The 16090-nt window shown below is 50.3% G+C and carries 13 protein-coding genes; 1 reads left to right on the top strand and 12 read right to left on the bottom strand.

The annotated features are described in order from the left end of the window. The first annotated feature begins 16 nt into the window (after positions 1-16). Positions 17-574, top strand: a complete 558-nt coding sequence (locus tag EQP46_RS11240) for a cytochrome b (RefSeq protein ID WP_129493724.1) — start codon at positions 17-19, stop codon at positions 572-574. Positions 575-635: 61 nt separating this feature from the next. Here the strand turns inward: EQP46_RS11240 and EQP46_RS11235 are convergent, their stop codons facing one another. The 12 genes from EQP46_RS11235 to EQP46_RS11180 form a co-directional block, all read right to left on the bottom strand. Further along, positions 636-1061, bottom strand: coding sequence for a hypothetical protein (locus EQP46_RS11235; protein ID WP_129493723.1), 426 nt, complete (start codon positions 1059-1061; stop codon positions 636-638). A 142-nt stretch (positions 1062-1203) separates the two neighbouring features. Beyond that, positions 1204-2310, bottom strand: a complete 1107-nt coding sequence (locus EQP46_RS11230; protein WP_129493722.1) for a hypothetical protein — start codon at positions 2308-2310, stop codon at positions 1204-1206. Positions 2311-2423: 113 nt separating this feature from the next. After that, on the bottom strand, positions 2424-3473 hold the full coding sequence (locus EQP46_RS11225; protein WP_129493721.1) for a hypothetical protein: 1050 nt from the start codon (positions 3471-3473) through the stop codon (positions 2424-2426). 368 nt (positions 3474-3841) lie between these two features. Then, positions 3842-4612 carry an IclR family transcriptional regulator gene (locus tag EQP46_RS11220; protein ID WP_129493720.1) on the bottom strand — a complete coding sequence of 257 codons (771 nt, stop codon included), beginning with the start codon at positions 4610-4612 and terminating at the stop codon, positions 3842-3844. A 125-nt stretch (positions 4613-4737) separates the two neighbouring features. After that, complete coding sequence (locus EQP46_RS11215; RefSeq protein WP_129493719.1) at positions 4738-6234, bottom strand: CoA-acylating methylmalonate-semialdehyde dehydrogenase; 1497 nt, start codon at positions 6232-6234, stop codon at positions 4738-4740. A 122-nt stretch (positions 6235-6356) separates the two neighbouring features. After that, entirely contained in the window at positions 6357-7526 is a 1170-nt protein-coding gene (locus EQP46_RS11210; protein WP_129493718.1) for an iron-containing alcohol dehydrogenase, read from the bottom strand. Between the two features lie 173 nt (positions 7527-7699). Beyond that, positions 7700-9055, bottom strand: a complete 1356-nt coding sequence (locus EQP46_RS11205; RefSeq protein ID WP_129493717.1) for a TRAP transporter large permease — start codon at positions 9053-9055, stop codon at positions 7700-7702. Next, positions 9045-9725 carry a TRAP transporter small permease subunit gene (locus EQP46_RS11200; RefSeq protein ID WP_129493716.1) on the bottom strand — a complete coding sequence of 227 codons (681 nt, stop codon included), beginning with the start codon at positions 9723-9725 and terminating at the stop codon, positions 9045-9047. The genes EQP46_RS11205 and EQP46_RS11200 overlap by 11 nt, the downstream gene beginning before the upstream one ends. Before the next feature lie 125 nt (positions 9726-9850). Next, a complete protein-coding gene (locus EQP46_RS11195; RefSeq protein ID WP_167482762.1) occupies positions 9851-10966 on the bottom strand; it encodes a TRAP transporter substrate-binding protein in 1116 nt (371 codons plus the stop codon). Positions 10967-11298: 332 nt separating this feature from the next. Further along, positions 11299-11925 carry a LysE family translocator gene (locus tag EQP46_RS11190; protein ID WP_129493715.1) on the bottom strand — a complete coding sequence of 209 codons (627 nt, stop codon included), beginning with the start codon at positions 11923-11925 and terminating at the stop codon, positions 11299-11301. Continuing rightward, positions 11912-14860, bottom strand: a complete 2949-nt coding sequence (locus EQP46_RS11185) for a DnaJ domain-containing protein (protein ID WP_129493714.1) — start codon at positions 14858-14860, stop codon at positions 11912-11914. Before EQP46_RS11185 ends, EQP46_RS11190 begins: the two co-directional genes overlap by 14 nt. After that, positions 14857-15693, bottom strand: a complete 837-nt coding sequence (locus EQP46_RS11180; RefSeq protein WP_129493713.1) for a DUF1266 domain-containing protein — start codon at positions 15691-15693, stop codon at positions 14857-14859. The genes EQP46_RS11185 and EQP46_RS11180 overlap by 4 nt, the downstream gene beginning before the upstream one ends. Between the last annotated feature and the right edge of the window lie 397 nt (positions 15694-16090).

The following is a 16090-nucleotide window of genomic DNA, read 5'->3' as shown; positions in this document are numbered from 1 at the left end:
TAAGGTGCACAACGCAATGCATGCATTCACGATGTCTGGCTATTCACGCGCCACCACCATCATCCATTGGGTTATGGCAGCACTCTTTTTTTTCATGCTGTTAACGGGATTTCTTGTTCCCTATTTGCCAGATACCGTGAGCTACAAATGGATCATTCGAGAAAGCCATGAATCCATGGGTTTGTTAATCATTCCACTGGTGCTCGTGCGCCTTGCCATGCGAATGATGACTGGCGCACCGAGAAAATCGCACGATGTACCTTCATGGGTTTTCTGGCTATCACGCGCTGTCCACATGGGGTTTTATGTGCTGATGTTTACCCTGCCCATCACGGGGTATTTGGTCGCCCTGCCCTATGGCATCGCGTTTTTCAGTGTCTACCTCATCAACCATTTACCCGACAACTTAAATGCACTGCTGTGGCTGAGTCGCGAGCCTGATTTTTATCTCGCAGGGCTGGCTTCCTACGCGCACACCATCATGGCGGTAACGCTAATCAGCATGCTTGCGCTGCATGTCATTGGCGCACTGCTTCACCATTACCCAAACACAATGCGCGCGCATTCTGCTTAGCGACAGCTGACGTCGCGCGTGACCATTCCTTTCACACAGCCACTCCTTTCACCTTCGCGCCCTACACATAGTCAGGGATCGCGTCGAGATCAGGTTCGAGGAAAGCATGGCGTGCTTCATCAGAAAACAAACGCGCCTTGGTGTAATGCGTCATCATGATTTGACTGTCCAATAACGGTGGATTCTGATCAATAAAGGCATCTGCGTTGTCACAGGGATCAGTGTGTTGCATGAAATGATGCACCGCCAGCAACCACGCTCTGGTCAGCGTTTCATGATATTTCGCGTAAGGTTCAATATTGTTAAATCGCAAAAGGCTGACCAACGCATTTTTCACCAAGCTGTTCGAGATATCAGCATTGTTATCAACCAGATAAGCGTACGCCAAACGCACATGGGCACGATGGTTGAAATCCTCGACGGGAAAGGTGCCATCTTCGACGCTTGCAACGAAGGCGATATCTGCATGAGAAAGTGAATGTGTCATGGGCATGTGCTCCTTCCTGTTGTTCAAGACCTTGAGTAACGTCACTCAAGGTGTGAACGCATTATCAACCCGTCACCTTTAGACGGGTCAATGGGGGAAGAGCAGGAAGAAGCAGAGACTAGAGACTAGAGACTAGAGAAGCTTATGCTTCTCCCGCCAATTGCTTGAGAAACTCAAGCTTCTGGCGTTCTTGTTCTGAAGGCTGATAAGGGTCGCTGGATAGCGCATCGTTATTTAGCTCGCCCAGATCCAGAACCGGTAAATCACTCATGCCGTAACTCGCCTTTTCACCAGGTCTGCCAGACATGCGCTCTAACTGAATATTTTTAAGCTGGTAGGTTTCTTTGCCGCTGTTCAACACCGACTTATGTACCTTGAGAATGATCTCGCCATCCCCTTCCCCTAAACGGGTTTTCTGCGTGAGCACAGCAACGGGTGAGCCGTCTTCTTTGAACAGGTTTGCGCGTAATCGGTAAACCCCTTTCTCGGTCGCATCAATATCCACAGGGATCACCCAATCTGCGCCATCGGCATAGGCGGGTTGATGCCCGACGACTTTTGCTACAGGATTTTGATAACCAAAGTCTGTGGTGAGTATTTCTTCACCGCCGCTGGATTGCCCTTTGCTTGAAAACGAGGCCATCACCTTTAAACGTACTTGTTGTGGCCAATCACTCTCGCCTTTAATTTGCGCTTGGTTGCTGTCGCTTTGTCCCGTTGCCAGCACCTCTTTTGAGTCGATATCAATCACCTCGTAACGGAGCGATTGCACGGGCAACGAACTGCGCACTTTGAATGGCACTGGGGCTGGATAGAAGAATCGATATTGCTCCAACACGATACTGGCAGAATGGTTACCGCCGAGGATCGGCATTTCCACTTCACTGAAAGCATTGGGCCTGAGATATGGGCTACTCGCATTAGCAATCGGCTGAGAATAGCTTGGATAATGTAGTTCTTGCTCGAAGGTGTGGGCGATCTGGGAAAGTTGAGCCGTTATGGCTTGAGGCATGTCCACCCTCTTTTCCTCTTCAGGCATAGGCGTGGGTTTCACGATGCGCGGCGCTTCCACCTTCTTTGGCACTGCCGCAGAAAAAAGCGGCTCACTTTGCGAAGATGCCGCTGCCGGTACATTATCGACAGGCGTCTCTTTTGCCACATTTGGCGCGTCGTCTGTCCAATACACTGCTGTGGTAAAGCCTGCCAGCACGCATGCGCAAACCAACACGGGCAACACTTTTCTATCCATCGCATCTCGCCTGTATGTGCAAAAACCTAAAGGGGTAAAAAGCGCGGAAAGACAGGAAGCCTCTGCTTCCTGCCGTTACTCTCCGTTCTCGGATGTCATTTAATCACAGACACTCACAGCAGATCTGAAACCAGCTCTGACATAGTGGCGTTTTGTGAGCCATCGACGTAACGGAATGTCGCCCAGTTCCACCAAGACCAAGAGTCTGACGTGTTAACCGACACGGTTTGTCCGTTGCCAAGCGAAACAGAATTATCGGCGGCGGTCACTTTGCCTTGGTGGCTATTGCCAATCAGTTCACCGTGTCCGTATCCGTCGCCCATCAACATTGGGTAGTGCTGCGGCATAAAGCTCGACACACCGCGAGATTGGTTGGCGACCTTGCCATCAAAGGCCACAGAACGAGAACAGCTGTTGAAATCTCCAGCAGTGCTCGCACCACACGATGAATGAGCTGAGACTACGCCATCATCATGCCCTGGTAAGAATGGCGAGGTCACACCAAAGTATTCGCTGTCATCCCCCACAAAACGTACACGAGGTACACGTGCATCAGGGAATGGCGCAATTTGACGAGCATTAGACACTTTGAGGTCGTTTAATACGCCGGTATTTTCACTGTTTGGTATTTCCCCCATCCACAAAGAAAGGGCAAACCTTAACGTTGCGTTTAAAACACCGCCACCTTCTGCAACATTAACAGCCATATCTGCTAATTCAGATCCGCCACCTGCACCAGCAAAATCAAACGTTGAGATAATATTTAAAGGCTGTAAGCCTTCGTTTAAAAGCCAGTTTTCTTGGTTATCTAAAATATAACGTGTAACCAAGTCGCCTGTTGAGTGCGTGACAAATATACAACCGTTCGCGCAAGTATTATTTTGAGAGAGTTGTTTTAATTTAGGCCAAATATAATCACTGGATATTTTACCGGCAATCCGTTCCTGTGAAGGCCAATCAATTCGTTCATCCGCACGGGTTAACCAGAACTCTTCCCAGTATGCTTCTCCATCGGCACTAACGCCGTCAGCATTGGGTTGAGAGGCCAGTTGCCCAGGTTGTAAACCATGAACAAGCACCACGGGATGATTGCCAAGCGCGGCAAAAGTAGAGAATGAAAAGGTCGCTGCCGCGAGTGACAAAATTGGTAATAATTTACGCATTTCAAACCACCTCCTTTATTGGGTTTAAATAGCGTAGTAGAGATAATTAGTTGCAACAATTTCTTAACATCGATCTTGCTCGCGTTAATAATTAAAAAATGACATCCATTTAGCAATGCCTTGACTAGTTATTATTTATTACCATTTGTGAGACACTTTAATACCAAGTTTGTAAATTGTCGCAATGAAACTCATCTCGTAACAAATAACAGGTTGACACTCACTATTAATATATCGATCAACACATTTAGTTATTAACACGGAAGGCATTTAAAATGAGTGAAATATATTCCCGCCCCGATAGCCACAAACAGACCAAAAGCGCATGCGGTGGCCCGTCATGCGCTTGTTTGAGCAATAGCGCTTGGCTACATGCCTTGGTTCATTAAGTCTTCTAGCTTGGCCGCGGCTTCTCGGAGCTGAGGTTCACATTGCAGCAGGTCATCGAGAGATTTACGAATAACAGGCGCGTGCGTGAACAAACAGGCCACTAAGCCACCATCGCAATTTTTAATGGGTACCGCGACCGCAACCATGCCATCCACAAACTCTTCGTTATCGACGCCTAAGCCGTTTTTCTCTATCTGCTTTAGATCTTTCTCAAGCTTCGCGGGATCAACGATGGTGTTTCTCGTGAGCGGCGCGAGGTTGAGGTCATTGATCAAACGTTGGCGACGACGAACCGGCAAAGAACTGAGATACAACTTTCCACTGGCGGTGCACCACACGGGGGTATTACTGCCAACCGGTAAACTGATTTGAAGAGGCCAATTGGCTTGCACGCGATCGTAGTAAATCATGTCTTTCCCATTGGGAATGGAGATTCCACAAGTTTCACCCACGTGATCGGAGAGGTGCTGCAAAATGGCTTGGCGGTTCGCTTTAAAGCGAGTGCCATGAAGCACGCCCATGGCAACATCGTGCAAACGCGATCCGGGCACAAGTTGGCCGCGCATGTTGGTTTGCAAAAATCCATCGCGTTCTAACTGCTGGAGTAAGCGGTGAATGCTCGGCTTAGGTATGTCTAGCTCAATGGCGAGTTCTGCGGGACTGGGTGGACGCTCGGCACGAGAAACCGCTTCAACGATTTCTAATACACGAAGAATCGATGATCCTTTTTCCCTTTTTTGTTCCGTCATCCTATGACCTGTGAGACCAATTTCAATCCACGCATTATAGGCTAAATGGTCGGTAAACCGGAGCGCGTAGGCGCTCCGGATACCCCAAATAGTGAAACGAATTACTGTTTTGTGCGAGCTATCTACTATTTCATTGTTGGCATCGAGAACGTGACCCCTTCTCGCACGTTCATCGAAGGCCAACGCTGGGTGATGGTTTTCCTGCGCGTATAGAAGCGCACACCGTCTGGGCCATAGGCACTCAGGTCACCGAAGAAGGAACGTTTCCACCCGCCGAAGCTGTGATACGCCACGGGAACTGGCAATGGCACATTGATGCCAACCATGCCCACTTCAATGTGATCAGAGAAATAACGCGCTGCTTCACCGTCACGGGTGAAAATACAGGTGCCGTTGCCGTACTCATGTTCGTTGATGATTTGCATAGCTTCCTCCATGCTGTTCGCACGCACCACTTGCAGCACAGGGCCAAAGATCTCTTGTCGATAGCTTTCCATGTTCGTGGTTACGCGGTCTATCAGTGTCGCACCAACGAAGAAGCCAAACGGATACCCATCCACATAGGGCTGACGACCATCAACCACCACGTCTGCACCGTCGTCTTCGGCACTGGTAATCAAGCCGAGAATGCGCTCTTTGTGCGCTTCGGTGATGACAGGCCCGAAGTCATTGCTTTCATCTTCAAACGCGCCCACTTTCAGATCTTCCATCGCGGCTGAGAGCTTGCTCACCAGCATGTCTGCGGCAGCGTCGCCCACCGCCACCGCCACAGACAGCGCCATACAACGCTCTCCTGATGAACCAAACGCGGCACCGAGAAGCTGGTTCACGGCGTTATCCATGTCGGCATCGGGCATGACAATGGCGTGGTTTTTCGCGCCACCCAGCGCTTGGCACCGCTTACCGAGCGCACTCGCTTTGGTGTAAATGGCTTCTGCTACGGGTGTTGAGCCAACAAAGCTGATTGCGCTTATTCCTTTGTGGGCGATCAATTGATCAACCACGTCCCGATCCCCATTCACGACATTGAACACACCCGGTGGCAACCCCGCTTCTTGCAGCAATTGTGCAACGAACAAGGTAGAACCCGGCACGCGTTCAGAGGGTTTCAAAATAAAGCAGTTGCCGCAGGCAATCGCTAAGGGATACATCCAAAGCGGTACCATCACGGGAAAGTTAAATGGGGTGATCCCTGCAACCACACCAAGCGGCTGGAACTCACTCCAAGAATCGATGTTAGGCCCCACATTTCGGCTGTGTTCGCCTTTGAGCAGTTCTGGCACGCCGCAGGCGTATTCGACATTTTCGATTCCACGTTGCAATTCCCCCATTGCATCGTGTTTTATCTTGCCGTGCTCTTCGCCAATCAGACGACAAATGGTGTCTGCATTCGCTTCAAGGAGTCGCTTGAATTCTTGCATGACCCTTGCACGACGAATCGGGGGGGTGGCGCGCCATACAGGGTACGCCGCTTTTGCTGCTGCAACGGCATCTTCGACACTCGCGACACCGCCAAGCACGACGCGCTTTTCAACCGACCCCGTGGACGGGTTAAAGATCGCTTGCGTGTTTTCGCTGTCGGCGCGGATTTCACCGTTGATCAAATGTCCAATGGTTTCCATAAACTACTCCTTTTTAAATGCCATTTATCGCTATAGGTTTTGATTGGTTCTCTCTGGTTTTCTCACGTCACTCACATCTCGGAAGACCGCCCAAAATGGCGAGTCTTCACTTAAATATTTCCCTAAGAGGCGGTTGCCCAAAGCTGCTTGTAGAGGTGAACAATGTCTTCGCTTTCGGGGACGCGCGGGTTATTTCCTGGTGAACCCGACGCCAAGGCTTGCTCAGCCATGTTTTCCATCAGATCGAAGAACTGCTGCTCATCAATCCCAAACGCTTTCGGCCCCGGCACTGACAACTCACGGTTGATCGCTTCGAGTTCTTCAAGCAGCTTTTGATTGGCACTCGCGGTTGAATCTTGCACGCTGGCAACGCCCATGGCGCGCGCGCACTCGGCATAACGCTCTGCTGCAGAAGGAATGGAATACGCGGTGACGATGGGCAGTAACATGGCATTAGAAAGGCCATGCGGAACGTGAAACGCAGCCCCGATAGGTCGGCTCATGCCATGCACCAAGGCGACAGAAGCATTTGAAAAGGCAATGCCCGCAAGGGTTGCGCCTAGCATCATGTCTGCGCGTGCCTGTCGGTTTTTCGGCTCTTTGCACACAGTGCGCAGGTTTGGGCCAATCAAACGCAGTGCTTCTAAGGCGTTGTAATCACTGAAGGCGTTGGCCTTTTTGCTGACGTACGCTTCCATGGCATGCGTCATGGCATCAATGCCTGTATCTGCCGTGGCACGGGCAGGCAAGCTAAGAGTGAGAGAAGCGTCCACCAGCGCAGCAACCGGCATAAACGCAGGGCCAACGCACAGCATTTTCTCGTCACTCACCTCATCGGTGATCACCGTAAAACGTGTGGTTTCAGACCCCGTCCCTGCGGTGGTGGGAATGGCGATCAACGGCAACCCCGCTTCAGATACAATGCGCGGAAACTTAAAATCACGCATCGAATCACCACGTTTGGCGAGCACGGACATGGCTTTTGCACTGTCGATAACACTACCGCCGCCAAGCGCAACCAAGCTGTCATAGCTCCCTTTTCTCAGCACTTTTACGCCATCAAGAATGGAGGCATCCGTTGGCTCAGGAATGGTGTCGTCATACACCTCCTCCCCCATGCCACTGTCACGAAGGCGTTGTTGAATCAGCGCTACCTGACCCAGCGACACCATGGTTTTGTCTGTGATGATCAATGGATTTCGGCAACCCAGCGCGGTCAGAATATCCGAGACCTTTTGGCTTGCGCCTTCCCCTATCTCTATAAACTGAGGTAATAAAACGGATGTAGACATAGCGACTCCTCATCGATTTTTTAATTCAAACGCCATATTTCACGCAGATCTCTCCCGGCCTGTTTTGTCGTATTTATGGCAATCTACGTAAGGTAAAACGCGTATTTTCAGGCACTAAGCCTTGATCGGCTCAGCACTGTTCGTGGGTTATTCCAACGGGCTAGCACGCCACATTAAGGGCCGTAAACCGACGCAGGCAGCCAGGTCACGATAGCGGGCGCCCAAAACACAATGGCAAGACCAAAGAGCTGAATAACAATGAAAGGCACAACACCCCGATAGATGTGCGTGATATTGATCCCCTCAGGGACTACCCCTTTGAGATAGAAAAGTGCAAAGCCAACAGGCGGCGTCAGAAATGAAGTTTGTAAACACACCGCAAACAACACAGCAAACCACACCAGATCGAACCCTAGGCTGCTGACCACGGGCGCAACCAGCGGCAAGATAATCAGCGTGAGTTCTATCCAATCCAGCACAAAACCCAGTAAGAAAGTCACGATCAGAATCGAGATAACAATGCCCGTTGGGCTGAACGGCAGCCCTGTTAAAGCCTTCTCGATCAATTCATCGCCCCCCAAACCACGAAGCACCAGCGAAAACGCCGTCGCACCGACGATCAATGCGAAAATAAATGCCGTGGTTTTGGTGGTTTCTCGCCCGACTTCGCGGAACACGGAAAGGTTTAAACGCCCACGGCTAAACGCCAGCAAGGTCGCCCCAAACGCGCCGACACCCGATGCTTCTGTCGGCGTGGCGATGCCCATGAAGATAGAACCCAACACACAGATGATCAGCGCTGCCGTCGGCAATGCCGCTTTGAGTGCTTTGAAGACTATCGGTAAAGTCACGTGCTCTGCGGATTCAGACACGGGGGCGAGATCCGAGCGGCAATACCCCAGAATCAGGATGTAGGCGACATACAAAGAGGCGAGTAACAACCCCGGAAATACCGCGCCGAGAAACAGATCCCCGACGGACACGCCGATGCGATCCCCCATCATCACCAGCATGATGCTTGGGGGAACCAGAATGCCCAACGTCCCTGTTGAACAGACGGTGCCACAGGCCAGCTCTTTGCTGTATCCATCGCGCATCATTAACGGAATACCGAGGACAGCGAGCAACACAACCGATGCGCCAATGATGCCTGTTGAGGCGGCGAGAAGCATGCCCACAAACGTTACCGTGACCGCCAAACCGCCGCGCACGCGACCAAACAGTTTGACCAGGTTGCCCATCAAATCTTCTGCCACACCCGAGCGATCGAGCATCAACCCCATGAAAATAAACATGGGTAAAGCCACCAGCACCCAGTTGGTCATGACATCCCATATTCGAGGAATGACGATAGACACATAGTTCCAGTCGATGCCGATAAAGGCATCAAACCATTCATCCGCCAGCATCGCGATAGGCACAAAAGCCAACGCAATACCGCCAAGCACCCATGCCACGGGAAAGCCAGTGAACAGCAGAAGGACGAACGACCCAAACATCATGAGCACGAGGATTTCATTAATTTCCATTGCGCCCTCCTTCCTTGTCGGACGCTGCGGTGTCAGCTTGATTTGCCACGCCCGATGCGTCACTACTGTTTAGCTCAACAAAGGTTATCGCTGGCGGCGTGAGGAACAAAAAGGCGATAACGCGTGACATGCGTGCGATAACGGCAAGACCCAGCAGCGCGAAACTGAACAGCAGAATGCCTTTCATCACCCAGCGATAAGGCAATCCGCCGGGCGCGGAAGACACTTCACCGAGTTCCCATGAATAGGCAACAAACGGCACGCCGTAATTCAGCACTAATACAATGAAAGGCAAAAGGAAGCAGACAGTACCAAGCAATTCAATCCACGCTTTCACGCGCTGTGAAAAACGATCGCGGAACAGATCGACACGCACATGGTTGTCTGCGGTGTAACAATACGAAAGCCCGACTAACCAACCCAAGGCGTACAGGTGCCATTGCAATTCTTCAAACTCAATACGCCCTTCCCCCAAGGCGTAACGCATGGTGACATTCAAAATGATCACCAGCATCAAGATGACCCACACCCACGACATACAATGCCCTACCCAGCGCACGACACGATCAAACCCTCGCGACAAGGCGGTGGTGGGCATGTCATCCACAGGTGGCGCTTTTTGTAGCGCTTGCCCAACATCAAAGGACGGTATTCCATTTCCTGACTGCATATTTCCCCCAAGACGCGTTGCAATCCTTTTATCGGTTTCTTCCCACTAACTCGGCAAACAAATTGGCGAGAAGAAACCCGTGTTATAAGTGGTGCAAACTGCCGCTGCTTGTTAATCAAAGCGCATTAGTTAAAGTGACGTGGCAAGTACGCCTTGGTTTTCCACGCTTTGTATTCCTTCATAAAATCTTGTTGGGACGCATAAATACGTTTGAAATCCGCATCGTTTTCTGAGATTTCAAGCATCACTTCATCGGTCAGCCCTTTCAGATCTTGCAGCAGTTCGTCGTTAAGCGTTCGTGCCGTAACACCTTTCTCTTCGAAACCCGCCATGACCTTGCCTTGCAAAGACTCACCACGTGTTAGGGCACGGAATGTCCCTGCGGTACACGCCATGTCGATGGTGGCTTTGGTGGAATCAGACAAGCCATTCCACACGTCTTTGTTCACCACGAGATGAGATGCGGTGAAGGTTTGGTGCCAACCGGGGAAGTAGTTATTCTTCGCGATTTTATCGAAGCCCATTAATTGGTCGATGGCAGGCATAGAAAACTCAGTGGCATCAATCGCGCCTTTTTCTAATGCAGGGAAGATTTCGCCCCCCGGTAGCACCGTGACCGACGCCCCCGCTTTTTGAAGCACTTTGCCGCCAATGCCGGCGAAGCGAATCTTGAGCCCTTTAAAATCGGTCACGTCGTTCATCTCTTTGGTAAACCAGCCTGCGGTTTCAGGGCCAATCACGCTACACAGTACGGGGTGCACACCGTGTTTACCGTAGAGTTCTTCTGCCAACGCTTGGCCTTCGCCTTCATACCACCATGTTGCGTACTCCCAAGGTTCCATGCCGAAAGGAACAGCAGCAAAGAGCGCAGCGGAAGGAATTTTTCCTTGGTCATAACCTAACCAGGTATACCCTGCATCAATCTGTTTATTCTTAATGGCTTCCGTGATCCCAAAAGGCGGCACCAGCTTTCCTGGCTCATAGATTTTGAAACGGATATCACCATCAGTGGCTTTTTCGATTTGCTCAGCGACGAGGGTGACAGGGTCGCCAAGTGCAGGAAGGTGGGTGCCGAATACGGCTTGAACTTTCCAGCGAATTTTTTCATCCGCAGCCAATGCCGCAGTTGACGTTGCACTTGCTAGCATGACCCCAAGCGTTATTGAACCCACTGCTTTGGTGGCAAATTGGGTAAGACGTTTTGCATGAATAGAACGCGTAAAACGGATACAACAGCTCATCATTTTCCCCTTACTTTAGGACCTCGACATGAGGCTTACTTTCCATAAAAATTACATAATGAGACGTTTTTTATTATTTAAGCGCTTTTATGGTTTGGCAAACGCTTAACAATAATGATACGTATCGAATCATTATTTGATGCATGTGACTTATAAATAAGAGGAGAATGTAAACCCAAAGTAACAGCGATTTAACGGGATGATTTAGAAGGGGTTAGATGAAAAATCCACATAAAAATAGAGGAAAAAAAGCCCCGCAGGATAGCGAGGCTTTGACAGAAATCGGCACTGAGGGGAATGTGATCTTTAACGTTTCTGGACCATATTTTGGCTTATTGGCGATCAGTAAAGGCCAATTTCAGCCCTAACCCAGCAAAGCTACCGGCGAAAATTTTCTGCATCCATTCCATTTTTTTCTCTGAATGGATCACCAGATGCCGAATGCTTGTCGCCAACAACCCATAGGCTAAAAACACCACAAACGTCATCGCCATAAAGATAGCGCCGAGCACAAGCATATTCAGCCCAGGGTTTGCCACACTTGCTGGCACAAACTGAGGAAGAAAGGCTAAGAAGAAAATGGTCAATTTGGGATTCAAAATGTTCACCAAACACCCTCTTACCGCCACGCGCCACATGCTCTTTTCACTGGCTTCAGATTGGCTTTCATCAAACGACAATACGTTGCTTGAACGCCACATTTGCCATGCAAGAAACAGGAGGTAAGCCACCCCCGCGTATTTCACAAACTGAAACGCTAACGCACTGGTGTGCATGACGATAGCCAGCCCCATGACACTCGCAAGCATTGCAGGAACAATGCCCACCGTACAACCTATTGCTGCCATTAAGCTGGCTCTTGACCCCATCATTAGCCCTGATGCGACGGTATACAACACTCCGGTTCCGGGAATGAGCACCACAACAAAGCAGGTGATGAGAAACTCAAGACTGACCATGATCATCCTCTTTGGTATTTTCAGTGAGTATCGTTGTTGGTGCATCGCGGGTTTTGGTTTTAGGATCTTTGAAGCCGAGAACCGCACGCAGATTAACGCGTTTCCTTTTGACCACTTTCTTCTCCCACATGCCATTCACATACAGCTTAGAAAGGCCAGATGCAGAGAAGAAATGCGCGATAAGGTTGACCATCGCCAAAAAAGAGGACTTCACGAACATTGCCGCCAACACAGTCAATGTCGCATAAATGGCGTACTTTTTTTTGTTCGAATTCGAGAGCATGGGTCGAGATACTTGCCAAACCAACGAGGTGTGAATGGCAAAAACCATCGCCATCAATACGCCCACGGCGATCTCTATGTTTTTCTCCTCGGGGGTGAAGTCGAACTTCTGCAAGGTGGCGAAGAAAACCATGAACCACGCAAACGCGAAAAGGCACACTAGCCATTTCAGTTTGCCACGGCTAAACATAGGAATGCCTCTCCCTTTCTCGACTAAATCGTTGTCCAAATGGCGCTGGTACATGGCATCAAGCTGCGTAACAGCGATGTCCGTGACCTCTTGTTGAAGCGCAGTCTGCCCTTTCCGACAATCTACAAGGGCTTTCAATGGCGACAAATCATAGCCTTTATCATCTAATCCAAGGTGAAGTTGTGTCAGCAAGTTGCACATGGGGTAATGAAACATTTTTGCTTCATCCGAGGGCGAGTTTTCCGCCAACTCTGCAGGTGACGTAAACCATTCCCTGTTATTGGTGAGCATTGCGTGCAGGAACTCGGGGTTAGAATACTCATAGAATTCCTTGTCGAGTTTCTTCTCTTCTCTTAGCTCCATCAGACGCTGTTGTTGCCAATCAACAACGGCGACAAAATGAGGGCGTCGATGAATGGCGGCAGCCACCAGATTCCAGAACACCACAGCTTCATCAAAATGCTCCTGCCTAAGAAGACGAGACAAAGCCATGATGGCGGCTATATCGCCCTCCTTCGCCATCGTCATCAACGCACCTTGCTCAAAGGTTCGCGTCAACAACCCGACTTGATTATCAACAATCATTCGGAAAACGAACTGTTCAGGAAATGCATCTAACCCTTCAAGGGCGTCTGGCAGATAGGTATTCGCGTACTGAGCGAATGGCAACAACTGCGCAAGCGGGCCTTGCAGTTGGTGTTCCGGCAGCGGTTGAATGACATCTAGGATCAGGCGTTTATCTGCGCCCCGCCTTCCAAGGTGGGAATAGAAGAACAACATCCAATCAAACACACCTTCAAAACGTGCACCACCGTAGCTCGAAGACATCACGTAATCTGGGTTCACCGAACGGTAGAAGCACAAGGAATCCGAATAAGCCGGATACACTGAACGCTCACGAATTTCATCTGTCACCAGAATCGCGGCTTCTTCCAATTGGCGAAACCACACATCAGAAATGAGCGGATGGCGACGAACACATTCAAGCCACTCTTCTTTCGATAAGGAACTGACCTCTTCGAGTGTGAGCGCTTCGGTGTCGAGGAAGGCATCCGTTTCATATTTCGCCAGTTTAAGGCGTAACGTATCGCAACCCGGCTGCATCGACAGCGCCTGCTCTATCCATTTAACAGTAAGGTGAAGTGCAAAGATTTCCCGATCTTCATCACTGGCGCGCTCTTTCCTCTGTGCTAACGCAGCATGCAGTTGTGCTTTTAAAGACGACATCCACGCATAGCTGCCTGAGTGCGCGGCCCAAAACGCCTGAATCAATAACGCGTTTAGCCCTTCTGTTCCCGCGAAATCGAGCCGATGATTGATGGTTGGTATGTCACGTCCCGTCAATTGGCCGTGCACCCAATCAAACAGGCGCGCGTCATGTTCTTCTTTGGGTGCAGGGAACAAACGTCGTTCTGTGCGCCAATACACCAAGGGGAGTGGCGCCCACTGTTGCTGAAGATAGGCGAAGCACACCGCCAGCAAGCTGTCTCGACGAAGCGTGTTGAAATACTGGGTTTCCGCCGCGTCAGCGTATGCCTCTAACGCAATGAATCGCTCCGTCACCTTTTGAACAACGTCTGCCCTGCCCAGCTTTAGGGCAATCTCCGCCACGACTTGCAGTTGCTCAACACCGAGGTCTTCCAGCGACTGATCTGCCAAGGTATCGAGCATCAACCCCGTCACAGATTCAGGGTAAGCGCGACAAGCGATAAAGGCTTGCAGCAGCGACACCATGAAAGCGGGTTTGGGGATCATGTTGGTAACGGTAGGCTGACGCAGTAAATAGTGCATGGCATCTGTCTGGGCGCGTCCAAACGCGATACTAAATGGTCGCAGGAAACTGAGTGTCGCGCGTTGTTCCGCATCGGAAAGATCGGCAATGTCTTCCATCGGGATCCAAAGCGCTTGTTGACGCCAATCATCCAGGTATTCACCGATTTCAGTTTGTTTTTCCGTTCCCGTCAGTAAAAGGTTCCATCCCAACCCTTTCCAGAGCACGTCGATAATTTCACCCGGTATCCAATGACGAGCAGCGACGACATTCACGACCGCATTGGAAATGATTTCTTGCTCATCAATAGGCAACAGTTGCGATTTCTCAACCCATGCCTCCCACACATTCGGCGCCAAACGTGTGGAGGCATCATTGAAAATTTGAAGGCATTCGGTGACCAGCGGATGTGCTTCTTCATCTTGCTGTGGCGTGTCTTTCCCACGGGTATCACTTTCTTTGTCTGTGCCCGCATGTTCAGGTCTGTTGACGTCAGCAGCATCTTGCTCGCCATCATCCACCGAGCCGCCTTCTTTCAAAAACGCCAAGACTTTTTCATAGGCTTCTCGAACCCGTTTAAACCCTTCAGGGTCGTCTTCTGGGTGATGTTGACGCAGCTTGATGCGATACGCTTTTTTGATGGCGGATTCATCGTTGGTGGGTTCAATACCCAAGGTTTCCCACATGCTCATTTCTCATCCTCCGCGATTTCATTCAAAATCGCCGTGAGGGATTCTGGTGGCTCCATCAATGGCAATGGGGTATCCCATGCGAGCGCAGGTATGGGCGAATCTGGGTCATTCTCTATCGATTCAAAGAAGACACTGAACCCGACATGGAAGCCGTTGCTCAGCAAATAAGGAATGTTGTCGATATCCTCATCTTCATCATTGATGTATTCCCAATAATTTCGTCCGAAGATGAAGCTCTGCAGATATTGATCCCAGCTCGAAAAATGGCGCTGGATCTGCTGGCTGATGTAGTTGAGCAAGAAGGCGCATTCTTCCGCCGTGACTTTGCCGACGGCATACCCTGCGCGCACGAGAAAAGAGCCTCGGCAGTAATCCCAGGCACGGAAGCCCGAATTCCCTACCTGACGATACACCACATCGAGGTAACGCATTTCACCTTGCGCGACCTCATTTTCATTGTTGGTGATTCTGTCTTGCCACTGCTTTGCGGACACAAAGCCTCGACGATTAAACTCGTATTCCCACATGTTGCCATGCACTTCCCCCATGGCGAGCCGATAGATCATTTGATGCCATTCACGACGTGTTTGAATGCCCCAAGAGTCCACAAACTCTGCTGCCCATGCATTGGCATCTTCAATGACGCGGCGCATTTCGAGCAGGTCATAATCCAGCGCGCCTCGGTTATAGCTGATTTGCGGTGACGTGATGGCAAGCCACCATTGGCAATGCGGCAGTGCACTATCAAAGCGATAGAGGCTGGCCGCCCCAGCATTTGGGGTGGTAGGTTCGGAGGAAGTATCGTGCTGCGGTGAAGTGTGATGGTCCGTCATCGTTGTCGCCAAACTCCTTGTTGCGCATGTCTCTATACCCAAACAACTTCTCACTGAGTAAAACGTCTCACTGAGTAAAACGTGAGGGTGTTTGTGTATAGAATGACGTTTAGTCTGGCAAATTTACAGATTTGTCCTCACTTCTCGGCAACTTTCCACCATGGTTCTCACTCTTCAAGCAATTGCATCAGGCCGTCTCTTAGCAACGCGACCTCATCGTGAAACGCCTGAATTCCCCTAGCGAAAAAATTCCATGCACATAGTTAATCAAGCTAGGCAGCGCATTTTGGCGATTCTCATTGATTCGCAATAGTCTTACGCCCTTCACACCCTACTCAACATGTTGCGCTAAAAGAGAAATTTCTTTCTACACTTGTTCAAGAGCATTTACCCCTAA

The sequence above is a fragment of the Enterovibrio baiacu genome, from assembly GCF_004120195.1.
GTDB classification, from domain to species: Bacteria; Pseudomonadota; Gammaproteobacteria; order Enterobacterales; family Vibrionaceae; genus Enterovibrio; species Enterovibrio baiacui.
Note: the sequence above shows the minus strand (reverse complement) of the source record. Positions and strands in the feature narration are given on the sequence as shown.